General features: G+C 71.1%; 24 protein-coding genes and 1 pseudogene. 12 read left to right on the top strand and 13 right to left on the bottom strand.

Annotated features, from left to right (window positions below):
• Window positions 1–9: 9 nt before the first annotated feature.
• From HEP85_RS25385 to HEP85_RS25365, 5 genes are all read right to left on the bottom strand, one after another.
• Window positions 10–1,350 carry a CpaF family protein gene (locus HEP85_RS25385; protein WP_168529990.1) on the bottom strand — a complete coding sequence of 447 codons (1,341 nt, stop codon included), beginning with the start codon at window positions 1,348–1,350 and terminating at the stop codon, window positions 10–12.
• A gap of 56 nt (window positions 1,351–1,406) precedes the next feature.
• Window positions 1,407–1,718, bottom strand: a complete 312-nt coding sequence (locus tag HEP85_RS25380; RefSeq protein WP_168529989.1) for a TadE/TadG family type IV pilus assembly protein — start codon at window positions 1,716–1,718, stop codon at window positions 1,407–1,409.
• Window positions 1,719–1,810: 92 nt separating this feature from the next.
• A complete protein-coding gene (locus HEP85_RS25375; protein ID WP_168529988.1) occupies window positions 1,811–3,427 on the bottom strand; it encodes an AAA family ATPase in 1,617 nt (538 codons plus the stop codon).
• Between the two features lie 39 nt (window positions 3,428–3,466).
• Window positions 3,467–4,180, bottom strand: coding sequence for a Flp pilus assembly protein CpaB (gene cpaB, locus HEP85_RS25370; protein ID WP_168529987.1), 714 nt, complete (start codon window positions 4,178–4,180; stop codon window positions 3,467–3,469).
• Between the two features lie 213 nt (window positions 4,181–4,393).
• A complete protein-coding gene (locus HEP85_RS25365; RefSeq protein ID WP_168529986.1) occupies window positions 4,394–5,269 on the bottom strand; it encodes a hypothetical protein in 876 nt (291 codons plus the stop codon).
• A 388-nt stretch (window positions 5,270–5,657) separates the two neighbouring features.
• On the opposite strand from HEP85_RS25365, the gene HEP85_RS25360 reads away from it, so the two are divergent.
• The 4 genes and pseudogenes from HEP85_RS25360 to HEP85_RS25345 all read left to right on the top strand — a co-directional run bounded on the left by HEP85_RS25360 (window position 5,658) and on the right by HEP85_RS25345 (window position 9,401).
• Window positions 5,658–7,349 (top strand): chitinase, encoded by a 1,692-nt coding sequence (locus HEP85_RS25360; RefSeq protein ID WP_168529985.1) that lies wholly within the window; start codon window positions 5,658–5,660, stop codon window positions 7,347–7,349.
• Between the two features lie 480 nt (window positions 7,350–7,829).
• Window positions 7,830–8,264 carry a VOC family protein gene (locus HEP85_RS25355; RefSeq protein ID WP_168529984.1) on the top strand — a complete coding sequence of 145 codons (435 nt, stop codon included), beginning with the start codon at window positions 7,830–7,832 and terminating at the stop codon, window positions 8,262–8,264.
• Window positions 8,265–8,574: 310 nt separating this feature from the next.
• Window positions 8,575–9,213 (top strand): annotated as a pseudogene (locus HEP85_RS25350) (DUF5753 domain-containing protein); the annotation flags it as partial.
• A gap of 11 nt (window positions 9,214–9,224) precedes the next feature.
• Window positions 9,225–9,401: a hypothetical protein gene (locus HEP85_RS25345; RefSeq protein ID WP_168529983.1), complete on the top strand. Its 177-nt coding sequence runs from the start codon at window positions 9,225–9,227 to the stop codon at window positions 9,399–9,401.
• Between the two features lie 12 nt (window positions 9,402–9,413).
• Here HEP85_RS25345 and HEP85_RS25340 read toward each other — a convergent pair whose 3' ends face one another.
• On the bottom strand, window positions 9,414–9,782 hold the full coding sequence (locus HEP85_RS25340; RefSeq protein ID WP_168529982.1) for a hypothetical protein: 369 nt from the start codon (window positions 9,780–9,782) through the stop codon (window positions 9,414–9,416).
• A gap of 172 nt (window positions 9,783–9,954) precedes the next feature.
• Here HEP85_RS25340 and HEP85_RS25335 point away from each other — a divergent pair, with 172 nt between their 5' ends.
• The 3 genes from HEP85_RS25335 to HEP85_RS25325 all read left to right on the top strand — a co-directional run bounded on the left by HEP85_RS25335 (window position 9,955) and on the right by HEP85_RS25325 (window position 13,385).
• Window positions 9,955–10,470: a SigE family RNA polymerase sigma factor gene (locus tag HEP85_RS25335; RefSeq protein WP_168529981.1), complete on the top strand. Its 516-nt coding sequence runs from the start codon at window positions 9,955–9,957 to the stop codon at window positions 10,468–10,470.
• An 89-nt stretch (window positions 10,471–10,559) separates the two neighbouring features.
• Entirely contained in the window at window positions 10,560–11,855 is a 1,296-nt protein-coding gene (locus HEP85_RS25330) for a hypothetical protein (RefSeq protein ID WP_168529980.1), read from the top strand.
• Window positions 11,856–12,047: 192 nt separating this feature from the next.
• Window positions 12,048–13,385 carry a M14 family metallopeptidase gene (locus HEP85_RS25325; RefSeq protein ID WP_168529979.1) on the top strand — a complete coding sequence of 446 codons (1,338 nt, stop codon included), beginning with the start codon at window positions 12,048–12,050 and terminating at the stop codon, window positions 13,383–13,385.
• Between the two features lie 67 nt (window positions 13,386–13,452).
• Here HEP85_RS25325 and HEP85_RS25320 read toward each other — a convergent pair whose 3' ends face one another.
• From HEP85_RS25320 to HEP85_RS25300, 5 genes are all read right to left on the bottom strand, one after another.
• On the bottom strand, window positions 13,453–14,139 hold the full coding sequence (locus HEP85_RS25320; RefSeq protein WP_168529978.1) for a hypothetical protein: 687 nt from the start codon (window positions 14,137–14,139) through the stop codon (window positions 13,453–13,455).
• 86 nt (window positions 14,140–14,225) lie between these two features.
• Entirely contained in the window at window positions 14,226–15,698 is a 1,473-nt protein-coding gene (locus tag HEP85_RS25315) for a GntP family permease (protein WP_168529977.1), read from the bottom strand.
• Window positions 15,699–15,860: 162 nt separating this feature from the next.
• Window positions 15,861–16,271 (bottom strand): RidA family protein, encoded by a 411-nt coding sequence (locus HEP85_RS25310; RefSeq protein ID WP_168529976.1) that lies wholly within the window; start codon window positions 16,269–16,271, stop codon window positions 15,861–15,863.
• A gap of 8 nt (window positions 16,272–16,279) precedes the next feature.
• On the bottom strand, window positions 16,280–17,038 hold the full coding sequence (locus HEP85_RS25305; RefSeq protein ID WP_168529975.1) for an IclR family transcriptional regulator: 759 nt from the start codon (window positions 17,036–17,038) through the stop codon (window positions 16,280–16,282).
• Window positions 17,035–18,207 carry a sugar kinase gene (locus HEP85_RS25300; protein WP_282189854.1) on the bottom strand — a complete coding sequence of 391 codons (1,173 nt, stop codon included), beginning with the start codon at window positions 18,205–18,207 and terminating at the stop codon, window positions 17,035–17,037. Before HEP85_RS25300 ends, HEP85_RS25305 begins: the two co-directional genes overlap by 4 nt.
• 151 nt (window positions 18,208–18,358) lie before the next feature.
• On the opposite strand from HEP85_RS25300, the gene HEP85_RS25295 reads away from it, so the two are divergent.
• Together HEP85_RS25295 and HEP85_RS25290 are read left to right on the top strand one after the other, a co-directional pair.
• Window positions 18,359–19,636: an amino acid deaminase gene (locus tag HEP85_RS25295; protein ID WP_168529974.1), complete on the top strand. Its 1,278-nt coding sequence runs from the start codon at window positions 18,359–18,361 to the stop codon at window positions 19,634–19,636.
• 26 nt (window positions 19,637–19,662) lie between these two features.
• Window positions 19,663–21,285 carry an amidohydrolase family protein gene (locus HEP85_RS25290; protein ID WP_248002069.1) on the top strand — a complete coding sequence of 541 codons (1,623 nt, stop codon included), beginning with the start codon at window positions 19,663–19,665 and terminating at the stop codon, window positions 21,283–21,285.
• Between the two features lie 19 nt (window positions 21,286–21,304).
• Here HEP85_RS25290 and HEP85_RS25285 read toward each other — a convergent pair whose 3' ends face one another.
• Complete coding sequence (locus HEP85_RS25285) at window positions 21,305–22,243, bottom strand: serine protease (RefSeq protein WP_168529973.1); 939 nt, start codon at window positions 22,241–22,243, stop codon at window positions 21,305–21,307.
• 365 nt (window positions 22,244–22,608) lie between these two features.
• Here HEP85_RS25285 and HEP85_RS25280 point away from each other — a divergent pair, with 365 nt between their 5' ends.
• On the top strand, window positions 22,609–23,820 hold the full coding sequence (locus HEP85_RS25280) for a pyridoxal phosphate-dependent aminotransferase (protein WP_168529972.1): 1,212 nt from the start codon (window positions 22,609–22,611) through the stop codon (window positions 23,818–23,820).
• Window positions 23,821–23,923: 103 nt separating this feature from the next.
• Window positions 23,924–24,337, top strand: a complete 414-nt coding sequence (locus HEP85_RS25275; RefSeq protein WP_168529971.1) for a hypothetical protein — start codon at window positions 23,924–23,926, stop codon at window positions 24,335–24,337.
• Window positions 24,338–24,416: 79 nt separating this feature from the next.
• Here the strand turns inward: HEP85_RS25275 and HEP85_RS25270 are convergent, their stop codons facing one another.
• Window positions 24,417–25,325, bottom strand: coding sequence for a helix-turn-helix transcriptional regulator (locus HEP85_RS25270; RefSeq protein WP_168529970.1), 909 nt, complete (start codon window positions 25,323–25,325; stop codon window positions 24,417–24,419).
• A 102-nt stretch (window positions 25,326–25,427) separates the two neighbouring features.
• Here HEP85_RS25270 and HEP85_RS25265 point away from each other — a divergent pair, with 102 nt between their 5' ends.
• On the top strand, window positions 25,428–26,132 hold the full coding sequence (locus tag HEP85_RS25265) for an SDR family NAD(P)-dependent oxidoreductase (RefSeq protein WP_168529969.1): 705 nt from the start codon (window positions 25,428–25,430) through the stop codon (window positions 26,130–26,132).
• Window positions 26,133–26,156: the final 24 nt, after the last annotated feature.

Here is a 26,156-nt window from a genome sequence, read left to right as displayed (position 1 = left end):
TCGTGGGGGTCATCCGATGGCCTGCCTGGGGTCGAGCGCGTCCAGGACCTCGACGACGCCGAAGGCGGGCGGCAGCGGCTCGTTGGCGACGTACAGCTTCTCGGCGACCGGACGGGGCAGCGGAAGGTGCTCGAAGCGGCCGTGGACGACACGGTCGGGGCCGACGGGGCGCGGGACGAAACGGGTGACGGGGACGACCCGGAACTGTTCACGGCCGTGCGAGACCAGCAGGGCGATCTCGGTGATCCTGCGGGAGCCGTCGGCGTGCCGGGACAGCTGGACGACCACGTCGACGGCCGAGTTGATCTGGTCCTTCAGCGCCTCGAAGGGGATCAGGACCTCGGACATCGAGCCGAGGGTCTGGAGCCGCATGAGGGCGTCCTCCGCGGAGTTCGCGTGGACCGTCGCGAGCGAGCCGTCGTGGCCGGTCGACATGGCCTGCAGCATGTCGAGGGTCTCCCCGCCGCGGACCTCACCGACGATGATGCGGTCGGGGCGCATGCGCAGGGAGTTGCGGACCAGGTCGCGGATGGTGATCTGGCCCTTGCCCTCGACGTTCGGGGGCCGGGACTCCAGGCGGATGACGTGTTCCTGCTGGAGCTGGAGCTCGGCGGAGTCCTCGATGGTGATGATGCGTTCGTGGGACGGGATGAGTCCGGAGAGCGCGTTGAGGAGGGTGGTCTTCCCGCTGCCCGTGCCGCCGCTGACGATCAGGTTGAAGCGGGCGCGTACGAACGCGGCGAGGAGCATCAGCATCTGCTCGTCGAGCGAGCCGAGGCCGATGAGCTCGGGCAGGGTGTAGGCGCGGGGGAAGCGGCGGATGGTGAGCGTGGGGCCGGTGAGGGCGAGCGGCGGGATGATGACGTTGACGCGTTCGCCGGTGGGGAGGCGGGCGTCGACCATCGGGTTGGACTCGTCGACGCGGCGGTTGACCGTGGAGACGATGCGTTCGATGGTCTGCATGAGCTGTTCGGTGGAGGCGAAGCGGAGCGGGAGCTGTTCGACCCGGCCCGCCCGCTCCACGAAGATCGAGTCCGGGCCGTTGACCATGATCTCGGTGATCGACGCGTCGGCGAGCAGGGGTTCGAGGACGCCGAGTCCGAGGGCCTCGTCGACGACCCGGCGGATCAGCTGGGAGCGTTCGGCGGAGGAGAGGACGGGGCCTTCGCGGCTGATGATGTGGCCGAGTACGCGCTCCAGGCGCACCCGTCGTTCGGCCGCCGCCAGGCTCGACATCTCGGCGAGGTCGATCTCCTCGAGGAGCTTGGCGCGGTAGACGGCGACGAGGTGTCCGTCCTCGCGGGCGGGGCCTCCCTCGTCGGGGGTGGCCAGTCGGGATCGCAGGCTCATGGGTTCGGCTCCTCCCGGGCGGTCGTGGGTTCAGTCGTGGGGTTCAGTCGTGGGGTTCAGTCGTCGGTGGGCATGGTGGCGCGGCGGGTGACGGTGTAGGGGCCGAAGAGGGGGATGACCCCGGGGACCTGGACGGTGACGGTGGCGGTGGTGAGGTCGGGGCCCGGTGCGGGGTCGACGCGCGGGTCCAGCCATCCGCTCACCGCGGCCTGTCCCGCCGCCCCGCCGTCGCCGCCCTGGGAGGCGACCCGGGCGGCGGCTCGCGCGCCGGAACCGGCCTGGTTGATCCCGTATCCGATGAGGCCGAGCTGGATGGTGGCCATTCCGATGACCAGCAGGATGGGCAGGAATCCGGCGAACTCCAGCATGGAGACGCCCCGGTCGTCCCGGAGGCGACGCCGCGGCCGCCGCTTCGGCCCGGGCCACCGCTTCCGCGTCCGCGTCGGTTCCACGAGGGCCGTCATCCGACGTCCCCCTCCAGCGCCGCGCCCGCCGTCCCTCGCACGTGCCACCCCGCGTCGAAGCCCGGGAAGAAGAGCGGGACGTCGACGTCGACGGTGGCCCTCATCACCGAGCCCGCCGGAGCGCAGCCGATGCCCGCGTCGCTCCAGGAGCCCGGCAGATGCCTGCTGCCCGCCGTCCGGCACGCGCCGCCGACGTCACCGTCGACCGCGTAGGCCGCCGTGGCCGCGCGCGCCGCCTCGTCCGCCGCGTTCCCGGCCAGCGAGTACGAGTAGCCGTACAGCACGCACTGCCACAGGATCGTCATCACGACCAGCAGGATCGGGAACATGCCGGCGAACTCCAGGGTCACCGCGCCCCGGTCGCCGCCCCTCCTGCGCAGCGCCGACGTCCCCCGGTCCGGGGAGGCCTTGCGGCGCCGGCCGCCGCCCCCGCCCTCCTGGGCGACCACCAGTCCCAGTTCCGCCGCCAGTGACCACAGCGCCTGTTTGACGGTGGAGCGGGCGTCCAGGTCCTGGAGGCGGCCCGCGTCCACGACGGACTGGAGCTCCTTGAAGGCGGCGGGGACCGCCGCGCTCGCGACTTTGGTGCCGGTGACGCGTTGGACCAGGGAGGGCTGGATCTCCGTACCGCGGGCGAACCGGTTGACGACCGTGGTCGTCTCCTCCGCCTTGCGGATCTGGAGGCGGTCCCACATACGGACCATGCGTTTGGCGGCGCGGACGGCCACGACGTCCGGGGTGACGAGGAGCAGCGCCTGGTCGGCCATCTCCACGGCCGCCGCGGTCGCGGAGTTCATCTGGGAGCCGCAGTCGACGATCACGACGTCGTGGCGGGAGCGCAGGACCGACAGCACCTGGCGCGTCACCCGGTCCGTGACCTCCTCGCCGCGCTCGCCCTCGGCCGGGGCGAGCAGCAGGCCGACGCCGCTGTCGTGGAGGTAGACGGCGTCCTGGAGGACCCGCGGGTTGATGTCACTGATCCCGGCGAGGTCGGCGACCGACCGGCGGAACTGCACGTCCAGGTACGAGGCGACGTCGCCGGACTGGAGGTCGAGGTCCACCAGGGCCACGTCCCGCCCCGACGCCTTCGACGCCAGGGCGATCTGGACCGCTGTCACGGTCGTGCCGACGCCGCCCTTCGCGCCGGTGACCGTGACGACGGTGCCGCCGGGGCCCGTGTACAGCTCGGGCGTACCGCTGCCGAGGTGGCGCCGCATGCCGAGCGACCATCCGGCCGCGGCCTGGACCCGTTCGGCGAGGGCGTCGTAGCCGAGCGGCAGGCCGATGATGCCGCGCGCCCCGGAGTCCATGGCGGCGGTGAGGACGCCGGTGCCGGGGTCGGCCGTGATGAGGACGACGCCGACCGCGGGGAAGCGCAGCACCAGATCGCGGATGAGGTCCAACGCCGGGACGGGACCGATGCGTTCGTGGACGAGGACGACCTCGGGCAGCTCGTCGAGCGACTCCGCCGCGAGCCGGGCGAGGGTGTCGAGGAGGGCGGTGGAGTCGGCGACGGGTGGGGCGGGTTCGGCGTCGGCGAGCTGGCTGAGCAGGGTGGTGAGTGCTCGGGCGGAGTCGATGTCGCCGACGGCCGGGAGGATACGGATGGTCATCGGCACGGCCCCGGGGGCGTGGACCTCATGCGCGGCCTCCTACTTGTCCTGGTCGAGGGTGTACGTACGCTCGCCGGGGGCGACGGTGGTGTCGGAGCCGCCCGCGACCAGGGCGAGCCGGACGTGGGTCGCGAAGGACTCGGCGTACGCGACTCGTTGGGCGTCGGCGGTGTCGAGCGCGAAGGTGATGGGGACGGCCTGGGTGGCGGTGCGGCTGCGTTCGGCGCTGGACTGGCCGGGGTCGAGGGCGGTGAGTCTGCCGACGTCGATGACGCGCGCGTTCGCCACGATGACCTTGGACTGGTCCTTCTGCTTGTCGTTCTCGGCCTTGAAGGTGGCGTAGATGTTGACCCGCGCTCCCGGGTCGATCTTTCCGGCCACACCGGTCGCGGCGTCGATCATGATGGCGATCTCCTGCTGGCCGGCCTCCAGCGCGGGCCGGTCCACGATCATGTCGCTCTGGAGCAGGGAGCCCTTCTCCAGCTTGGTGACGGCGATCTTCCCGCGGATCCGGGAGAGGTCGGTGACGGCCGTGGAGGACAGCCAGCGCTCGGGCATCGAGATCTTCTGGAACTGGTCGGCCGTCAGTTCCTTGTAGGGCGCGATGTCGTCCTTCAGGCGGTACGCCGAGACCTCCGGGCCGACCTTGGAGTTCACGTCGCGGATCACCGAGAGCACTCCGGCGAAGGCGCCCAGGGCGCACAGGACCGAGAGGACCAGCAGGATGACGCCGCGGCGCTGGCGTGAGTTCATGACGCGGACAACCTCGATCGTGGGGCGGGGACGGCGGGGTCGAGCGGTCGTGCCTGGTGCTGTTCAGGTGCGGTTGAGATGTCGCTGTGGAGCCGTGGAGCCCTGATGCTTCGGAGCTGTGGTGCTGTGAGCGGGGGTGCTGATGAGCGGTGGTGCTGCGGAGCCGTGAGCCTGGATCCGCGCGGCCGGCGCGACCGATGTGACCTATGCGGCTTATGTCATGCCCCGGGGCAGGGCACGCACTGGAGAGGATGCCCGCACCGCGGCGGCCGGAAGCTCCGAGGGCGGTGGCAGCGGCGCGGCACAGAACCCGCAGCGGTCACCGATGAGTTCGAGTCCGCACCAGTGGCACTCCTCCCGCCGGACGGACGACACGAGCTGGTAGAGCACGGAGACGTCGTACAGACCGGCGGCGAACTCGGCGAGCTTGGTGGTGCCCCACCAGCGCCCCGACTCCTCCGGCAGCGGCACGGTCGCGACGCCCTGCACGCGCCAGGCGGGCGCGAGGGTCGCCGTGACCCAGTCCGAGGGCGGCTGCCCGGCGGCCACGAGCAGCCGGGTGCCGAACTCGGGCCCGGCGATGTCGTCCTGACCGATCCGCGCGAGCTGGGGCCGCGGAGTGGCCAGCACGGCGAACTGCGCCCCGGGCACCCATGACTTGGCGTGCGACTTCAGGGTCACCGGCACCCGGTCGAGCTTGGCGACCGAGCCGAGCAGGGCACCGGCGTAGATGTAGTGGGCGAGCAGCCGGGCGGAGGAGGCGAGCACGCCCGGACTGAAGTCGCAGCCGGACAGCTGGCGCAACTGCTGGGCGAGCAGGGCGAGTCCGAGTGGCGGCAGGTCGATGCCGAGCAGCGCGATCCGGTCGCTCTCCAGGACGGAGCGGACGGTGTGCAGGCGCCGGATCACGGCCGCGTCGACCGAGGCCGGGTAGAGCGCGATGACGTACCCGTGCTGCTCGATGAGCGCGTGCATTCCCGTGAGGGAGCCTTCGAGGGTGTCGAGGGGCTGGACGACCGCGGGCGGAGTCTGCCGGTCGTGCGGCGGCAGCACCAGGTCGGAACTGGTGACGGCTATCGCGGTCGGCACGCTGCACACACCCCGTTCGCCGCGGCGAGGTGGTCAACCACCGCCACGGATCGCCCCTGTTTCGTCATGGACCGCCACAGTTGGCCGCAGTTCGTCACTGTGACGTCCCCTCGCATCTCGCATCAGCACCATATCCACGGCATGGCCCGCTCAACACCGAATCCGCCAGATCATCTCACGGAAGGTGCGGGCATGATCAACGGAGAGTAAGGCGAATACGCGACAAGTCGCCCGCGCCGCAAAGGGGTTGGGATTTCCGGCCGTTCCCCGAGGTCTTGACAACAGGATTGGTCTGGACCAACTTGTAATCCAGCGGTGGCCGCCGTTCCGTATCCCTCCCCATCCCTCCCCCACCTCCCCGGAGGACCCAGTGGACCGCGTCACACGCATGCCCGCACGGAGATGGGCGGTCGGCCTCGCCACCGCAGTCACCGCCTCCGTCCTCTCCCTCACCGGCCTGGCGGGCCAGGCCCAGGCCGCCGACGTCAACAACGCCAGGAACGGCGGGTACGAGTCGGGCCTGAGCAACTGGACCTGTTCCGCGGGCAGCGGTACGACGGTCTCCTCACCGGCGCACGGCGGCTCGGCGGCGCTCAAGGCGACGCCGGCCGGGCAGGACAACGCCCAGTGCACCCAGTCCGTCGCGGTCAAGCCCAACTCGACGTACACGCTGAGCGCGTGGGTGCAGGGCGGGTACTCCTATCTCGGCGTGACCGGCACGGGCACCACGGACGTGTCGACCTGGACCCCGGACTCCGCCTCCTGGAAGCAGCTGTCCACCACTTTCACCACCGGCGGGTCGACGACCTCGGTGACGGTCTACACCCACGGGTGGTACGGGCAGGCCGCGTACTACGCCGACGACCTCTCGGTCTTCGGTCCCGACGGGGGCGGAGGCGGCGACCCGGCCCCCACGGTCCCGGCGGCGCCCGCCGGTCTGGCCGTCTCCTCGACCACCTCCTCGTCCGTCTCCCTGACCTGGAACACGGTGTCCGGCGCGACGGGTTACAACGTCTACCGGTCCGGCACGAAGGTGACGGCGGTGACCGGGACCTCGGCGACGGTGACCGGACTGACCGCGTCCACCTCGTACCCCTTCCAGGTCACGGCGACCAACTCGGCCGGTGAGTCGGTGAAGTCGGCGACGGTGACGGGAACGACGAACGCGTCCTCGGGCGGCGGCGGGGGCACCACGCTGCCGAAGCACGCCGTCACGGGCTACTGGCAGAACTTCAACAACGGCGCGACGGTCCAGAAGATCTCCGCCGTCCAGTCCCAGTACGACATCATCGCGGTGGCCTTCGCGGACGCGACCGGCACACCGGGCGCGGTGAGCTTCAACCTGGACTCCGCCGGCCTCGGCGGCTACACGGTCGACCAGTTCAAGGCGGACATCAAGGCCAAGCAGGCCGCGGGCAAGAAGGTCGTCATCTCCATCGGCGGCCAGAACGGCACCGTGTCCATCAACGACCCGACGTCCGCGGCGAACTTCGCCAACTCCGTCTACTCCCTCATGCAGACGTACGGCTTCGACGGCGTCGACATCGACCTGGAGAACGGCCTCAACGCGACGTACATGACGCAGGCGCTGCGCTCCCTGGCGTCCAAGGCGGGCTCGTCCCTGATCATCACGATGGCCCCGCAGACGATCGACATGCAGTCCACCTCGAACGCCTACTTCCAGACCGCCCTGAACATCAAGGACATCCTCACGGTCGTCAACATGCAGTACTACAACAGCGGTTCGATGCTGGGCTGCGACGGCAAGGTGTACTCCCAGGGCTCCGTCGACTTCCTGACCGCCCTCGCCTGCATCCAGCTGCAGGGCGGCCTCGCCCCCTCCCAGGTCGGCCTGGGTCTGCCGGCCTCGACGAGCGGCGCGGGCAGCGGCTACGTCTCCCCGACCGTCGTCAACAACGCCCTGGACTGCCTGGCGAAGGGCACCAACTGCGGTTCCTTCAAGCCCTCCAAGACCTATCCGGACCTGCGCGGCGCGATGACCTGGTCGACGAACTGGGACGCGGCGGCGGGCAACGCGTGGTCGAACTCGGTGGGGGCGCACGTGCACGGACTCGGCTGACGCGCCTGCCTCCACGCCCCCTGAGCACGGCCCGCCCCGCCCGGAACTGTCGTCGCATCCCGGCTCGTTGCCAGGTGCGGACGGTTTCGGCGGTGGCGGGCCGCGGGGTTGTTTCGGCGACCTGCCCTGGGTCGGCGGAACCGTAGCCGGTGAGGTATTCCGCAGGGCCCCGACGACTCGTCGAAGGGGCCCTGCGGAACGAAAGCGTCACCATCAGGTCGCGGGCGGCGTCCCGGACCTGGGAAGGTGTTCGCCATGGAGACCGATCGGACGCCGCACATGAGCGCGGTGACCGTCCCCGCCCGCACAGGAGCATGTACTTCCGGGGCGGTCCGTATGAGGGCGGCCTTTGAATCCCTCGGCCGCAGCCGGTCCCGTAACTGATCTTTGGCATGAGGGTGGTTGGTCAGGACTGGATCCTGTGGGCCACCGATGGGCTCCGCCGCCAGGTGCACGGAATGCCCCTGTTATGGTGCGCCGATGTCAGAGATCAAGAAGTTCCAAGTCACCTTTGACTGCGCAGAACCTGAGCGTCTCGCTCGTTTCTGGTGCGAGGTGTTGGGGTACGTCGTGCCGCCGCCACCGGAGGGTTTTGCCACTTGGGACGATTTCAAGCGCTCGCAGCCATCTGAGCAGCGGGATTCATGGTTCGCCTGCAGTGATCCCTCAGGTGTGGGCCCACGACTGTACTTCCAGCGTGTTCCCGAGGGGAAGGCCGCCAAGAACCGGGTGCATCTTGATGTGCGGGTCGGCACCGGGCTCGTGGGTAAAGAGCGCCTCGCCGCACTTGAGGCCGAATGCTCACGACTGGTCCCGCTCGGCGCGGTACACGTGCGAACGCTGTACGCCGATGCGGAAAACGAGTCGTGCATCCCGATGCTGGACATCGAGGGCAACGAGTTCTGTATCGACTGAGCATTCTCCGAGCCGAAAAGGCGGGGAGCCGCCCCCCATGGACGTCTCTGGTCTCGTATGGGGCGGGAGTCATCCCGTGAGGGCAAGGTTGTGCCGCCTGGCGCAGACGTGCTCGACGCGGGCCCGGACCATGCGGTGAGAGGTGCTGTGATGCGCTCACCCCGCACGCTCGGTGGAGTCGTCATCCGGGGTCGATCGCACTCGACCGCGCACCGTACTCGGCCGCGCTCGCCCGCGGCAGCGTCGCCCACATCCGCGTCCCCCCGCCCGGCTCCCCCGACTCCCCGAAGCCCCAGTCGCGGACCCGGCGTACGTGGAGGCGCTGGTGGCCATGGCTCAGCCCAGCGGTCGAGGCTGGTGGGAGCGGTACCGGGGCTCCCTTCCCTCCAATCTGCTGGACATCGCGGAGTTGGAGTCATATGCGGTCAGGATGCGCACGGCCCACACCATCCATGTTCCGGGGGTACTGCAGACCAGCGATCACGCGCTCGAACTCTTCAGGGCCGTACTGCCACCGCTGCCCGAGCGCGAGGTCGCCCTGCGACTCGCCTACCGAGTGGAGCGGCAGCAAGTGCTGGAAAGCGAGAACCCGCCCAAGTACGTCGGCCTGGTGCACGAGGCCGTGCTGCGCATGCAGTTCGGTGGCCGCAAGGTGGCCCGCGCCCAGCTGGAGCACCTGCTCAGCCTGTCGGAGCGCCCAGCGATCCGTCTCCTGGTCCTCCCCTTCGCCTCGGGGACGTTCCCCGGCGCCGGCAACACGGTCAACTGCCTGGAAGCGTCCGTGCCGCAACTCGACACCGTCCAGGTCGACAACTCGCACGGCCCGGAATTCCTCGGCGGTGCCGCACAGTTGGCCAAGTACCGTGCCCACTTGGACTGGATGGAGCGCATGGCCCTCTCCCCAGAGGCATCACGCGACTTCATCCGCGACATCGCCAACACTCCGTGAGGAGACGCCCGATGGACAGCATCACCTGGGAGGACCCGTTCTGCGGCGAGGGAGCCAGCTGCTTCCGCCTCGGCAACGCCTACATCGCCATAGCCGGCGCCGAGGACACCTACCTCACCGACACCCGCGAAGCGCTCCGCACCATGATTCTCGACATCAAGGCGGGCAGGGCCGACCACCTTCTCTGAGCCGCCGGACGGCTATCCCATCGGCCGGTAGTACCCCAGCACCCACGCCAGCTGTGCGAACCACCCGCGCAACAACTCCCGCGGCTTCGCGGTCACCACGCACTCGTAGACCCTGCCGTCCAGGTGGACCACGGCGACCATCAGGGCCTTGCCATTGGGGCTCGCCTTGTAGTGGACGCTGCGGATCTCGGCCCAGGGGAAGTCGACCGTGATGTCGTACATCTCGAAGGCCACACCCGACACGTCGACAACGACCGAGTTGTGCTTGTCGACCGCCAGGAACTCCGGGCCGGGCGCCGCGGGCTGTGGCGGCTGCGGGGCGTACTGCGGCGGGGGCGGGCCGAAGCCGGGTGGGGTGGAAGCGGGCGGGTGGTCTGTCACTCCGGCAACCTACCCCGGCGTACGCAGACCCCCTCCGAGGAGGGCTCCCCGTGGGCTCCCAGCGGCATCCCCGTGGGCTCCCTCTGGACCTTCTTTCCGTCCACTGAAACATTTCCGGGGGGCCGGCGCATCAATGAGGTGAAGGCGGCGGTACGAGAGACACGGGAGCGGAATGAGACAGATCCGGGGGGACGACTACGCCGAGTTCGCGGCGGCGCGGGCAGGGCACCTCTACCGCTCCGCCTGTCTGCTCACCGGCGGGGACACCCATCTCGCCGAGGACCTGGTCCAGGAGACCCTCGGTCGCCTGTACGTCCGCTGGTACCGGGTCTCCCGCGTCGGCAACCCCGCCGGATACGCACAGACCGTCCTCACCCGTACCTTCCTCGCCCACCAGCGGCGCCGCAGCAGCCGGGAACGCGCCACGGACGAGTTCCCCGACCTTCCCGACCCCCGCGCGGCCGACGCCGACACGCCCCTGCGGCTGACCCTGGTCGAGGCACTCGGCCGGCTGTCCGCCAAGGACCGGGCCGTGGTCGTGCTGCGCTACTGGGAGGACCGCAGCGTCGAGGAGACCGCCGAGGCCATGAACGTCAGCTCGGCCGCCATACGCACCCGCTGCACCCGCGCGCTCGCCCGGCTGCGGCTGCTGCTCGGGGACGCCCTCGGCGAGCACGCCAGACCCTGACGCCGACCCGGCGCCGACGACCGTACCGAGACTTCCGAACCACAGCTCCGACCCACAGCCCTTACGGAGAGCAGAGAGGGTGATTCGCCATGCCCGTTGACGACCGCCATCACGACCACGACCGGTACCACGACCACCACCGGGACAACGACCACGAGGACCGTTTCGAGGAACGGCTCGGCGAGGCCCTGCACCAGGCCGGCGGGGCCTACGAGACCGACCGGCGCGCCCTGGTCGCCGCCGGCGAGACGCGTGGCCACAGGCTGCTGCTGCGGCGCAGGGCCGCCGTCGTGGCGGGCGTCGCCTCGGTCGCGCTCGTGGGCCTCGGCGGGGCACTCCTCGTACCGGGCGGCGACGACGGGCGGCAGTCCGTGGCCACCGGTGCGAAGACCCCCGTCGCTTCGGCCACCCCCAAGGCGTCGTACACCGGCGACCAACTCATCGGCATCCTCGAGAAGCTGCTCCCCCGGGGCGAGTTCGGCTCGGCGGAAGCACGCGGCACGGACGAGCAGCTGCCGCCGTACGCGCAGGTCGTCTACAACGACGGCAAGGGCAAGGCGGCCATCGCCGTCGGCTTCAACCGGGTCCTGCCCGGCAGCGAGCAGGCCCGCCAGACCATCGCGTGCCCGGACAAAACCCTGACGCCGTTCGACAGCTGCGCCGTGACCAGGCTGTCCGACGGCTCGGCGCTCAAGCTCTTCCAGGGTTACGAGTACCCGGACCGCCGCGCGGACACGAAGCTGTGGACGGCGGACCTCGTCACCCCCAAGGGGCAGCAGGTCAGCGTGAGCGAATGGAACGCCGCGGCCGAGAAGGGCGCGCCGGTCAGCAGAGCCGAACCCCCACTGTCCCCGGCACGGTTGAGGACACTCGCCACAGCCGGTGCGTGGCTGGGCGTCGTCGACGCGATCCCGGTGGACCCCAAGGCCCCGACGGCGGCACCCGCACAGCCCTCGGGCATCGACGGCGGCTCGGTCGCTTCCACGCTCGTCTCACTGCTCCCCATGGGCGTCAAGGTGGTCGCCAGGAGCGGCCCGGACAGCGGGGACGCCTATGTCGTCGTCGACGACGGCAAGGGCAGGAGCCTGGTCCAGATCAACGTGCAGCCGAACATGTCGGACGTCGAGGGCCAGCTCTTCGGGGCGGGCGCCGAGACGCTGGCCGACGGCACGAAGGTCGTCACGCACGAGGGACCGGGCGAGAAGGGCGGCGCCGGCGTCGTCATGTGGACCGCCGACACCATCAGGACCGACGGGTTCCGTGTGGTGGTCAGTGCCTTCAACTCCGGCAGCCAGGTGACGGCCGCGACCCGCACCGCCCCCGCGCTCACGACGAAGCAGCTCCGGGCGATCGCCCTCAGTGCGAAGTGGCGCGGTCTGGGCTGAGTTCCCTCACCGCTCTCACGCGTCGGGCCCCGTCGGGCGGACCTGCCGGCGGGGTCCGACGCATGACTGGTTTCTGCCACCAGCTCTTTGTCGTCCCTTGACCTGCTCATGCCAAACACTCACCATGAGCGCCACACCCGCACTCCGTACGTCGCACTGATTCCACCCCCCACACTCCGCCAAGGAGACTTCATGCGACTTCACAGACGCGGCAGGCGCACCGTCACCCTCGCGACCCTGCTCGCGCTCGCCCTCGCCGCCCCGATCACCGCCACCGCCACCCACGCCACGGCGACCGGAACGAAAGCCCCCGCACCCTCGGCCGACGACATACGCCAGTACGAGATCCACCAGAGCACCACCCCGGTGACGCGCACCGCCATCCAGCAGACCGGCGTCACCGTGGACGAGGCCGACGAGGAGACCGTCGTCGTCTCGGGCCGCGCCGACCAGGTCGAAAAGCTGCGCCGACTCGGCTACGAGGTCTCCCTGTTGGGGTCCGCGCCGAACCGTTCGAACGGCGCCGGCGACGTCCGCCTCCTCGACTTCCCCTCAGCCGACTCGAAGTACCACAACTACGCCGAGACGAACGCGGAGATCGACCAGCGGCTCGCGGCCTACCCGAGCATCATGAGCAAGCGGGTGATCGGGAAGTCGTACCAGGGCCGGGACATCGTCGCCGTCAAGGTCAGCGACAACGTGGCCACCGACGAGAACGAGCCCGAGGTCCTCCTCACCTTCCACCAGCACGCCCGCGAGCATCTGACCGTCGAGATGGCGCTGTATCTGCTGCGCGAGCTCGGGGCCGGATACGGCAGCGACTCCCGCGTCACCAACATGGTGAACGGTCGCGAGATCTGGATCGTCCCGGACCTCAACCCCGACGGCGGTGAGTACGACATCGCGACCGGCTCGTACCGGTCCTGGCGCAAGAACCGCCAGCCCAACTCCGGTTCCTCGTACGTCGGTACGGACCTCAACCGCAACTGGAACTACAAGTGGGGCTGCTGCGGCGGCTCGTCCGGCTCCACGTCCTCCGAGACCTACCGCGGCGCCTCCGCCGAGTCGGCGCCCGAGGTGAAGGTGGTCGCCGACTTCGTACGCGGCCGCGTCGTCGGCGGCAAACAGCAGATCAGGGCCGGGATCGACTTCCACACGTACAGCGAACTCGTGCTGTGGCCCTTCGGGTACACCACCGCCGACACCGCGACCGGCATGACCGCGGACGACGCCGCCGCGTTCAGGACCGTCGGGCGGAAGATGGCCGCCAGCAACGGGTACACGCCGGAGCAGTCCAGCGACCTGTACATCACCGACGGTTCGATCGACGACTATCTCTGGGGCTCCCAGAAGATCTTCGATTTCACCTTCGAGATGTACCCGACGTCCAGTTCCGGCGGCGGGTTCTACCCGCCCGACGAGGTGATCGAGCGGGAGACCTCGCGGAACCGGGACGCGGTGCTCCAACTGCTGGAGAACGCGGACTGCATGTACCGGTCCATCGGCAAGGAGGCGCAGTACTGCGCCTGACCGGGGCGGTCCTTGGTAGGGGGGAACCGCGCGGCCGCGTACGGCTGGTCGCGCGGTTCCCCCGCGCCTACGGGGTGTCCTCGGCCGGGGTGTCCTCGACCCGGACGCCCTTGACGCCCTCGGCGGAGGGGTCCTCGGTGGAGGTGTCCTCGGCGGGGATGTCCCCGTCGGGGGCGTCCTCTTCCGGGGCGCCCTCCTCGAAGTAGGCGTCCAGCACGGCGTCGAGCTGGTCCTCCCACTCCTTGAAGCGGGCCCGGGCCGTCGCCTCGATCTCTATCGGGTACCAACGGCGGTCCGGCGTGTGCACCGTGACGGTGAACCGCTTCCCGAAGCGGGGCGACTCCGTCTCCACGGCCCCGATCTCGTCCCAGCGGAACTCCGCCTCCTGGTCGTCCAGACGCAGGTGCACGCCGCTGTGGTCGGCCTTGATCGAGGCGCGCCGGTCGGACGCCTCGAACACCGGTCCGTCCGGGTCGGGTTCGGGTTCGGGCTCGGAGTCCGAGTCGGATTCGGAGGTGGCCTCCTCTCCCGGCTCGGCGGATGCCTTCTCGGCGGCCGGCGTCTCGGGGGCGGCGTCCTCGACAACCGCCTCCTCGGACACGGCCTCTTCGGAGGCGGTCTCCTCGGACGCGGCCTCCTCGACGGCCGCGTCCTTCGGCTCCGCCTTCGCGGGTGACGTGAGCCCGGGGATGTACGCCGGGTTCACCGCGGCGGCGTCCAGGGGCTGGCTCTTCGAACCTATGCGCTGCTCCACAGCGGGCAGTATGGTCGAAGATCCTGTGTCGGACACAGCCAGCCCCCAAGTTGGCAACGCGACTGTTGTACGAAGACGCCCCGTACCTACACGAACAGGCTCACCACCGCCGCCACCGCGAAGCCCGCCACTGACAGCACCGACTCCAGGACCGTCCAGGTCTTGAGGGTGTCCCGTTCGGAGATGCCGAAGTACTTCGCGACCATCCAGAACCCGCCGTCGTTGACGTGCGAGGCGAAGATGGAGCCCGCCGAGATGGCCATGATGACCAGCGCGACGAACGCCTGGGAGTGGTCGCCCTCCGTCAGCAGCGGGGCCACGATGCCGGCCGTGGTGACGATGGCGACCGTGGCCGAGCCCTGGGCGACCCGCAGGACCAGGGAGATCAGGTAGGCGAGGACGACCACCGGCAGGCCGACGTCGTTGAAGGTGTCGGAGAGGGCCTGGGCGACCCCGCTGCCCTTGAGGACCGCGCCGAAGACACCGCCCGCGCCGACCACGAGCAGGATGTTGCCGACCGGCTTGAGGGAGGCGGTGGACACCGTCTCCAGCGACTTGCGGGACCAGCCGCGACGGATGCCGAGCAGGTAGTACGCCAGCAGCAGCGCGATCGTCAGGGCGACGAAGGGGTGGCCGAAGAACTCGATGACCGAGCGGCCGGTGGAGGGGTCGAAGGCGATCGAGGAGAAGGTCGCGAGCAGGATCAGCACCAACGGCGTACCGATGATGGCCAGCACCGTGCCGAGCGGCACCGGCGCCTCACGCGGCGTGACGCCGGCGGTCCGCTGTTCCTCGACCAGCGCGGCCTTCGCCTCGTCGGCGGCCTCGACCATGTCCTGCGGTACGGGGACGAAGATCCGCTTGCCGACCCAGGCGGCCCAGGCCCAGGCGGCGAGCACGGCGGGGATGCCGCAGACGATGCCCATCAGGATGACCCAGCCGAGGTCGACGTGGAGCAGACCGGCGGCGGCCACCGGGCCCGGGTGCGGCGGCAGGAAAGCGTGGGTCATGGACAGGCCGGCGAGCAGCGGCAGGCAGTACAGGAGGATCGACTTGCCGCCGCGCTTGGCGGCCGCGTAGACGATCGGCGCGAGGACGAAGATGCCGACGTCGAAGAAGACCGGGATGCCGAAGATGAGGCCGGTGAGGCCCATGGCGAGCGGTGCGCGCTTCTCCCCGAAGAGCTGGAGCAGCCGGGAGGCCAACACCTCGGCTCCGCCGGAGACTTCGAGCACGGCGCCGAGCATGGTGCCGAGCCCGATGATGATCGCGATGTGGCCGAGGGTGCCGCCCATGCCGGACTCGATGAGCGAGACGGCGTCGGATCGCTGGACGGTGCCGAAGAGTTCGGTGACCGAGAGACCGGCCGCGAGGCCGACGGCTATGGAGACCGCGAGCAGCGCGACGAACGGCTGCAGTCTGACCTTGATGATCAGGAAGAGGAGCAGCAGGATGCCGAGCGCGGCGACCGTGAGGAGGCCGGCGGTGCCGTGGATGAGGGCGATGAGTCCACCGGTGTGGGGTGGGGTCTCGGGCGCGGCGGCGGCGAGCAGGGACATCACGGGGGGACCTCGTAATTCCATGAGTCTTTCGGGGCAGGGGGAATCGCGGTGCGGCGCCCCGGGAACGGGCGCCGCACCGTGATGACGCACGGAGTGCGGGGGAAAGGCGGAAGAGAGCGGAAGAGATCAGGAGAGAGCGGGCGAGAGCGGAGCCCGGCGTCAGCTCAGGACGGCCAGCGCGTCGATCTCGATGAGGAGGCCCGCGGGCAGACCGACGTAGACGGTCGTGCGGGCGGCGGGGGGCGCGGTGAGGCCCTGCTCCTCGAAGTACGTGTTGTAGATCTGGTTCATCTCGGCGAAGTGGTCGACGTCGGTGAGGTAGACGCGGATCATCATCGCGTCGTCCCAGGTGGCGCCGCCCTCTTCGAGGATGGCCCGGACGTTGGCGAGGGTCTGGAGGGTCTGCTCGCGCAGGGTCGGGCCCGCGGGCGTCGGCGGCTCGCCCTCGACGGCGGGCAGGAAGCCGACCTGCCCGGCGACTTGGAGGATGTTCCCCTTCCTGACTCCGTGCGAGAACTTGGCGGGCGGGGTGGTGTGGGTCTTGGGGGTGAGGGCGGTCTTCTCGGTCATGGGGGTCCTTAGCTGGGGTCCTTCGGGGGTCTTCCGGAGTAGTCTCGGCTGATGGCGTCCGCCGTACGGCGCACCAGCGGGAGCAGGGTGAGGAGTTCTTCGGCGGTGACGACGACGTTGGGCGCGGAGACCGACATCGCGGCGGCGACCCGCCCGTCGGCCCCCCGGATGGGCGCGGCGACGCAGTTGATGGACTCCTCGTGGCCACCGAGGTCGGTGGCCCAGCCCTGTTCGCGCACCGTCGCCAGTTCCTTGAGGAAGGCGGGGGCGTTGGGGGTCGAACGGGCCGTGTACAGGGGGTAGTCGAGCTTCTCCGTGAGGGCGCGGCGCTCGGCCTCGGGCAGGTCGGCGAGGAGGAGTTTGGCGACCGCGGCGACGGTGATGGCGACGGGCTTGCCGATCCGGGAGTACATGCGCACCGGGTAGCGGCTCTCCACCTTGTCGATGTAGAGGACCTCGTTGTCCTCGTGGACCGCGAGGTGGACGGTGTGCCCGCACTGCTCGTTGAGGCGTACGAGGTGGGAGTGGGCGATCTCGCGGATGTCGAGGTTCTCGACGGCCTCCTGGGCGAGGGCGAAGAGGCGGGCACCGAGGCGGTAGCGCTGGTCGGACTGGCGGTAGACGAGGCCGTGCTCGTGCAGCGTGCGCAGGAGCCGCAGCGCCGTGGACTTGTGGACGCCGAGGCGGTCGGCGACCTGGCCGAGGTCGGCGGGTCCCTCGGCGAGCAGCGGCAGGATGCTCAGCGCCCGGTCGACGGTCTGGCTCATGGGGTACGTACCTCCTCGTCGGCCCGCGTGTCGGCTTCGGTCCAGCCGGGGCCGAGTCGAAGTGTCCCCCACGCCTCGTCGTCCAGAGCGGCCAGCCGGTCGGCGTGGTCGCGGGACGGCGGCGTGGCGAGGTCGCCGGGGACGGTGAGGGCGGCGGCGGCCGTGAGGTGGCCGTGCCGCAGCCGGTCCCGGGCGGGAAGCCCGCGCAGCGTGGCGGACAGGAACCCGGCGGCGAAGGCGTCCCCGGCGCCGACGGGCGCGACGACGTCGACCCGGAGGGCGGGAACGCGGGTGACGGTGTCCGCGCGGGGCCCGCCGTCGCGGACACCGCCGGGCTCGCCACCGCTGTCGCCGCCGCGCTCGTCGCCGCTGTCGCCGCCGCTGTCGCTGCCGCTGCCGCCGCCGCGCTCGAACAGCGTCGCGCCCCCCGCGCCCTGCTTCACCACCAGTGCCCGGGGTTCGGGCAGGGCGGCGCGGATCGCCTCGGGGCCGCCGGTGACGCCCCAGGCCTCCTCCGCCTCGTCCTCGCCCACGAAGACGAGGTCGCTGCGGCGGGCCAGTTCCAGCAGGACGGTCCGGCCCGTCTCCGGGTGGGGCCAGAGGTGGGCCCGGTGGTTGACGTCGAACGAGAGGAGCGGGCGGGAAGGACGGGGGGCGGTCAGTTCGCGGAGCAGGGTCAGGCAGTCGGCGGAGAGCGCGGCGGTGATGCCAGAGAGGTGCAGGACACGTCCGGAGTCCAGTTCCGCGCGGGGCGTGTTGTCCGGGGACATCGCGGAGGCGGCGGAACCGGCCCGGTAGTAGAGGACTTCGTGGTCGTCCGTGGCCCGGTCGCCCGCGGTGCGGAAGTAGATTCCGGTGGGGCGGTGCGGGTCGCGGCGCACGGCGGAGGTGTCGACGCCGTACGCGGTGATCGCCTCGACGAGATGGTCGCCGAACCCGTCGTCCCCGACCCGGCCGATCCACTTCACGCTGTGGCCGGCGGCCGCGAGGACGCACGCCACGTTGGACTCGGCGCCGCCGATCCCCCGGTCGAAGGAGGGTACGTCGGCGAGCCGCCCCGGCCGGGAGGGCAGGAACGTGACCATGGACTCGCCGAGCGCGACCACGTCGACGGGGCGGGTGCCACCGACGGGACGGGACACGGCAGCTGCGGGTCCGGTGGGGGTCACGATGACGGGGGCTCCTTGCTCGCGCGGCTCTCGCGGTCGACGGCGCCCGGCGGCACCGTTGACCCTGCGTTGGCTGGGATGTTAGACAGCAGTAAGCGACATACGCAATGACCGTTGCATTACCTGCAACGCACCTCATCAGGGAGGCCCCATGGGCGCCGACACCGCAGCAGCACGCCTCGCCGCCCTCACGGCGGACCGCGTGGACCACCGCTACAAGGGGCTGCCCCCGGACGCCCGGGGTCTGACCGTCGGTGAGCTGACCGCCCAGCGCCGCAATCTCTTCGACGGCGGCTTCACCACCCCCGTGCTCGCCCTCTCCGCCGAGCGCCTCACCCACAACCTCGCCCTGATGGAGTCGTACGCCGCCCGCCACGGCCTCGCCTTCGCGCCGCACGGCAAGACCTCGATGGCCCCGCAGCTCTTCCACCGGCAGATCGAGCACGGCGCCTGGGGCATCACCCTCGCCGTGCCCCACCAGGTCTGGGTGGCCCGGGAGTTCGGCGTCCAGCGGGTCTTCCTCGCCAACGAGCTCGTCGACGCGGCGGCCCTGCGCCGGATCGCGGCCGAGCTCGCCGCCGACCCGGACTTCCGCTTCGTCTGCTACGTCGACTCGGTGCGCGGTGTCGAGCTGATGGCCGCCGCGCTGCACGGCTCCACCCGTCCGGTGGACGTGGTCGTCGAGCTCGCCGCCGGCGAGGGGGCCCGTACCGGCGTGCGGACGGAGGCGGAGTGCGCGGCGGTCGCGGACGCGGTGGCCGCGACGACGACGCTGCGGCTGGTCGGCGTGGCGGGGTACGAGGGCGAGGTGCCGCAGGCCGACCCCGACCGCGTGCACGCGTGGCTGCGCCGGCTGACCGCGCTCGCGGTGGACTTCGACAAGGCGGGCCGGTTCGCCGAGGTGCCGGAGATCGTCGTCAGCGCGGGCGGCAGCGCCTGGTTCGACGCGGTGGCCGACGTCTTCGCGGAGATCCCCGAACTCTCCCGTCCCGTCCTGAAGTTGCTGCGCTCGGGCGCGTACGTCTCGCACGACGACGGTCACTACCGGCGGCTGACGCCGTTCGCCCGGGTCCCCGAGGAGGGTGCCCTGCACCCGGCGTTCCAGCTCTGGTCCCAGGTCGTCTCCCGGCCCTCCCCCGAGCAGGCCTTCGTCAACGCGGGCAAGCGGGACGCGGCCTACGACCTCGATCTGCCCGAGGCCCAGGCGGTCCGGCGGGACGGCCGCGAGCGCCCGGCCACCGGGGTCGCCGTCACCGGTCTCTCGGACCAGCACGGGTGGCTGACCACCTCCCCGGAGGCGGACCTGGAGGTCGGGGACTGGGTGGGGCTGGGGCTGTCGCACCCGTGCACGTCCTTCGACAAGTGGCAGCTGATCCCCGTGGTGGAGGCGGACGGGACGGTCGTGGACTACGTACGGACGTTCTTCTAGAACCGGCACGGGAAAGGAAGCACGCCATGATGGATCTCGTCATCCGTGACGCGGAGGTCGTCGACGGCACCGCGGGCCCCTCGTACCGCGCCGACGTGGGGATCGAGGGCGGCAGGATCACCACCGTGGTCAAGGAGGGCGCGGCGGCCGGCTGTCTGCGGCCGGTCGCCCGCCGGGTCCTCGACGCCGAGGGCCTGGCCCTGGCGCCCGGCTTCATCGACATGCACGCCCACAGCGACCTGGCCCTGCTCCGCGATCCGGAGCACACCGCGAAGGCGGCCCAGGGGGTGACCCTGGAGGTCATCGGCCAGGACGGGCTGTCGTACGCGCCGGTGGACGACCGCACGCTCGCCGAGGTCCGCAGGGCGATCACCGGCTGGAACGGGTACGGCGACGACATCGACTTCAGCTGGCGCTCGGTCGGCGAGTATCTGGACCGGCTCGACCACGGCTTCGACGGCGAGGGCATCGCGGTGAACGCCGCGTACCTCGTCCCACAGGGCACCGTCCGGATGCTCGCCGTCGGCTGGGAGGACCGCCCGGCGACGGAACGGGAGCTGGACCGCATGCGACGGCTGGTCGCCGACGGTCTGCGGGAGGGCGCCGTCGGCATGTCCTCCGGCCTCACCTACACCCCCGGCATGTACGCCCAGGACGCCGAACTCACCGAGCTGTGCCGGGTGGTGGCCGGACACGGCGGCTACTACTGCCCGCACCACCGCTCGTACGGGGCGGGCGCCCTGGAGGCGTACGAGGAGATGGTGGCCCTCACCCGCGAGGCCGGCTGCCCGCTCCATCTCGCCCACGCCACCATGAACTTCGGGGTGAACGAGGGCCGGGCGCCCGAACTGCTCGCGCTCCTGGACCGCGCGCTCGCCGAGGGCGCGGACATCAGCCTCGACACCTATCCCTACACCCCCGGCTGCACCACGCTCGTGGCGATGCTGCCCAGTTGGGCGAGCGAGGGCGGCCCCGAGGCGGTGCTCGCGCGCCTGGCGGACGACGGGAGCGCCGAGCGCATCCGGCACCACATGGAGGTCGTCGGCGCGGACGGCTGCCACGGCGTCCCCATCGAGTGGGACACGATCGAGATCTCCGGCGTCACCGAGCCGGCGCTCGCGGAGTACGTCGGCAGCACGGTCCGGCAGTCCGCCGACCGTCTAGGCGAGGACCCCTGGACCACCGCCCGCCGCATCCTCCTCGACGACCGGCTCGGCGCCACGATCCTCCAGCACGTCGGCCACGAGGAGAACGTGCGCGCCATCATGCGGCACCGCGTGCACACCGGCGGCTCGGACGGGATCCTGCGCGGTGACAAGCCGCACCCGCGCGCCTACGGCACGTTCCCGCAGTATCTCGGCCGGTACGTACGGGAGTTGGGTGTCCTCTCGCTGGAGGAGTGCGTCGCCCACCTCACCGGCCGTCCGGCCGCCCGGCTGCGGCTGCCGGACCGCGGTCTGGTCCGCGAGGGCTACCGCGCCGACCTCGTCCTGTTCGACCCGGCCACGGTCGCGGCCGGGTCGACGTTCGAGGCGCCGCGCACGCTCCCGACGGGCATTCCGTACGTGCTGGTCGACGGCCGCTTCGTGATCGAGGACGGACGGCGCACGGACGTCCTGGCGGGGCGGGCGGTCCGCCGTACGGCCTGACCGCCCGCCCCGCCGGGCGTCACGGCTTGGGCAGAGCGCACCCGGTGGCGCTCAGATCGAGCTTGTTGCCGGTCCCGAAGCACGGGACGATCTGGTACGTCTCCTCGGCGTAGTTGATGCCCTGGTGGATGGTGACGTTGCCGCTCGCGTCGACCTCGCACGGGTTGTTCACCGTGCAGGTCTCGCCGTCCTCGTTGCCGGTGTTGTTGACGGCGACGACCTTGCCGGTGGCGTTGTCGATGACGGGCGAGCCCGAGGTGCCGCCGATGGTGTTGCAGGCGGAGGTGTAGCGGACCGAGTCCTTCCAGGTCCAGTCACCCTCCTTCAGGCGGTACACGAACCCGTCGACGTTGCAGCTGTAGATCCGCTTCCAGTAGCCGGAGACCACCTTGATGGCCGTGCCCGCGGTGGGGTGGGTGTCGCTGAGGGTGAGCGCGCTGATCCCGTACGAGCTCTTGATCTGCGCGTAGGTGCGGGTGAGCTGGTAGATCGTGATGTCGGTGTCGGTCATCGTCGAGTACGCGACCTTGCCGGCGCGCAGCGTCGCGACGCCCGTCCCCGCGGAGTTGAGCAGGGTGAAGGAGCGCGTGGAGGTCTGGCCGACGATGACCTCACCCGGTTCCGGGAAGCCCGTCTCCAGGCAGTGCCCGTTGGAGAGCACGAGCGCGGGGTCGCTGTCGGCGGAGTTGGGCATCCGGATGACGGAGCCGGAGCAGTTGCTGAGCGCGACGGTGCCCGCGTAGTTCACGGCCTGGACGGCCGGCGCCCGGACGGCCGACGTCCTCCGGGCCGACGACTCGGCGGCCGATGACCGCGCGGCCGGTGCGGACGCGGGTGCGTGTGCGGGGGTGGCGGTGTGTGCGGGGGTGGCGGTGTGTGCGGGTGCCGCGACCGCGGGTGCCACGCCCGCCCCGGCGATCACCAGGGCGAACAGCGCGGCGACGAGAGGCTTACTCATGTGGGGGTCCCCTCTTGCGACTTGGGTGGCCGGAGGTCTTCCGGCCACGGCCAGTTTTGTCATGCGCATTGTGAGGTGAGGGGACGCGACGGACAAGGAGTCGTTTCCGGCCTCGGGCGACCGCCGCGGGAACCGTGTGGTCGCGGCCACCGACCCGTTCGGGGGAATCCCGTCCGTGGCCGGGAACAGCCCTGCCCCGAGCCCGGCGCGCGCACCGGTCCGGCCGTTGCGCCAGGACACGGGCGGGTACCGCCGGGATCGCGGGGTCCGCGGCGCGCGAGAGGACGAAAGTCACCCAAAACACCACGTCTCACGTGGTGGAAAACACGCCCCGCGAAGCGTTACGCGGCCGTAAGCTCACGGGCATGCAGGTGATCCAGTCGACCAAGCTCGCCAACGTCTGTTACGAGATCCGGGGCCCGGTGCTCGAGGAGGCGATGCGGCTGGAAGCCGCGGGGCACCGGATTCTCAAGCTGAACACCGGCAATCCGGCCGCCTTCGGGTTCGAGTGCCCGCCGGAGATCCTGGAGGACATCCTCCGCAACGTCTCCTCGGCGCACGGCTACGGCGACGCGAAGGGCCTGCTGGCCGCCCGCCGCGCCGTCGTCATGCACAACCAGACCCTCGGCATCGAGACGGACGTCGAGCACGTCTTCATCGGCAACGGCGTGTCCGAGCTGATCGTGATGGCGATGCAGGGCCTGCTCGACGACGGCGACGAGGTGCTCGTACCGGCGCCGGACTACCCGCTGTGGACCGCCGCCGTGTCCCTGTCCGGCGGCACCGCCGTCCACTACCACTGCGACGAGCAGTCCGACTGGATGCCCGACCTCGCGGACGTGGAGCGGAAGGTCACCGACCGCACCAAGGCGATCGTCATCATCAACCCGAACAACCCGACGGGCGCGGTGTACGACGAGGCGATGCTGCGCGGGCTCACCGACATCGCCCGCCGCCACAACCTGCTCGTCTGCTCGGACGAGATCTACGACAAGATCCTGTACGACGACGCGACGCACACCCCCACCTCCGCGGTCGCCCCCGACCTGCTCACCCTCACCTTCAACGGCATGTCGAAGGCCTACCGGGTGGCCGGTTACCGCGTCGGCTGGATGTCGATCTCGGGCCCCCGCGCCCACGCCGACTCCTACATCGAGGGCCTGACGATCCTCGCGAACATGCGACTGTGCGCGAACATGCCGGGTCAGCACGGTGTGGTGGCCGCGCTCAGCGGCCGGCAGACCATCGGCGAGCTCGTCCTGCCGGGCGGGCGCCTGAAGGAGCAGCGGGACGTCGCGTACGAGCTGCTGACCCAGATCCCGGGGGTGAGCTGTGTGAAGCCGAAGGGCGCGCTGTATCTCTTCCCGCGGCTCGACCCGAAGGTCTTCAAGATCAAGGACGACCGGCAGATGGTGCTCGACCTGCTGCGCCGCGAGAAGATCATGGTCGTCCAGGGCACGGGCTTCAACTGGCCGGAGCCGGACCACTTCCGGGTGGTCACGCTGCCGACCGTGGGTGATCTGACCGACGCGGTGACCCGGATCGGCACCTTCCTGGACGGTTACGGCCAGCCCTGACCCTCACCCTGCGTGGCCGCCGGGCCCAGATGCGCGACCTGGCTCAACTTTAGACGGAATCCAAGCTAGGATGGTTTCCTGCGAGCGCACAGGAGGCCGTCCCATGTACGAACCGATCCGCACCAAGTCGGTCCACACCGCGCCCGGCACGCCCTCGGACTTCCCCCACCGGTCACGCGAGGAGGAGCTGGACATCCAGCTCGCCGGGCATCTCGCCGCCCTCCTCGCGGTGACGGACGAGATCCGCGCGCTCGCCCCCTCCCCCGATCTGGACACCGCGGCCGGGCGGCTCGCCGAACAGGTCGCGCGGCTCCGGGGAGGCATGGCCCCGGCGCGCGCGTCCGCGGCCGCCCCCGAGCCGCGCGCCACCGCCCTCCACCAGCGCGCCCACTCCCTCGCCGGACGCGCCCTCGTCGTCGCCGCCTCCCGCGCGGACACGGCCGCCGCGATCCTGGCCGCCGAGCGCATGGACGCCCACGCCCTGGCCACCGACCCCCGCACCCTCGCCTCCCACTGAGCCCAGCGCTCCCCCTTTACGGCCCCGGTCCGCGTGCACCCGCAGCGACGCGCGGACCGGGTGCCACACACCCCGCCCGTCAGCCGGGGGTCACGGCCGTCGTCCGCGGCCCCACCGCCGCGAGCAGCGCCAGCTGCTCCGCCGCCTCCGTGCCCGGCGCCGCCGAACAGACCGTGATCCGCAGATCCGCGCCGGGCACCGTGAGGGTGTCGCAGTCCACGACGATCGTCCCCAGCCCGGGATGGTGGACGGTCTTGGTGTCGGCCGTGTGGAACCCGACCGTGTGCGCGGCCCACAGGGTGCGGAACCGGTCGCTCTCCCGCCGCAGGTCCGCGATCAGCGACCGCAGCCCCCCGTCCTCGGGATAGCGGGCGGTGGCGGACCGCAGATCCGACACGAGGGCCGCCTCCAGCCTCGTCAGCTGCTCCGGCGTGTGCGTGACCCGGGTCGGCAGCCCCGCGAACTGCCGCCACACGTAGTTGCGCTCCCGCCCCCGCCACTCGGAGGGGTCGCCGACCAGCGCGGCCCACAACGGGTTCCACGAGATCAGGTCGTACGCCGCGTCGTGGACCCCCAGCGGGGCGAGCCGCAACTGGTCCAGCAGCCGCTGGACGGAGGGCGGGACGTGCCGCGAGATGTGCCCGGCCGCGGGCGGTGCCTGGCCGGCCAGCCGGAACAGATGCTCGCGTTCCGCCTCCGACAGACGCAGCGCGCGGGAGAGCGCGGTGAGGACCTGGTCGGACGGGGAGGTGGCCCGGCCCCGTTCGAGACGGGTGACGTAGTCCACCGAGAGCCCGGCGAGCTGCGCCAGCTCCTCCCGGCGCAGTCCGGGCGCCCGCCGGACACCGCCCGTCGGCAGTCCGGCCTCCCGCGGCGCGGTCCGGTCGCGCCAGTGCCGCAGCGCCGCGCCGAGCTCCCCGTGCGCTCCGTACTCCCCGTGCTCCGCGTGTTCGCCGTGCTCCCCGTGTGCCGTCCGCTCCGCGCTCATCCCTCCATGGTGCTCCCCCGCGGACCGCGCAGCCTGGTACTGCCGGACCCCCCGATGCCGGGGGCCCTGCCCGCGCGCCCGGACCGCGCGCACAGTGGAGTCATGACCATCACCGTGATCACCGGAGCCAACAAGGGCATCGGATTCGAGACCGCCCGCCGACTCGTCGAGCGGGGCCACACCGTGTACGTCGGCGCCCGCGACGCCGACCGGGGCCGGCGGGCCGCCGACGCGCTGGGCGCCCGCGCGCTCCTCCTCGACGTCACCGACGACGCTTCCGTGCGGGCCGCGGCGGACCGCGTGCGCGAGGAGGCCGGACACGTCGACGTCCTCGTCAACAACGCGGGAGTCAACCAACCCGCCAAGGCCGTCGAGGAGTTCACCGCGACCGACGTCCAACGCGTCTACGACACCAACGTCTTCGGTGTCGTCCGTACCGTGCACGCCTTCCTCCCCCTGCTGCGGAAGGCCGGGGCCCCCGTCGTCGTGAACGTCACGAGTGCCCTGGGCTCGCTCACCGTCAACGCCCTGCCGGACAGCACCACACTGCTGCCGACCTGGGTACCGCTGCTCGCCTACAACTCCTCAAAGGCGGCGCTGAACATGCTGACGGTGCTGTACGCCAAGTCGCTCCCGGAGATCCGGATCAGCGCCGTCACCCCCGGCTTCACCGCGACCGACCTCAACGGCCACTCCGGGACACTGAGCGTCGAGCAGGGCGCCGAGATCGTCGTCGCCACGGCCGCCGCCGGAGCCGACGCGCCCACCTGCGCGTTCGTCGAGGCGTCGGGCCCCGTTCCCTGGTGACGGGCCGCACCGGAGGAGGCACCC

It is taken from the genome of Streptomyces sp. RPA4-2, assembly GCF_012273515.2.
Taxonomy (GTDB): Bacteria; Actinomycetota; Actinomycetes; order Streptomycetales; family Streptomycetaceae; genus Streptomyces; species Streptomyces kaempferi.
This window is presented reverse-complemented; position numbering and strand designations above follow the sequence as displayed.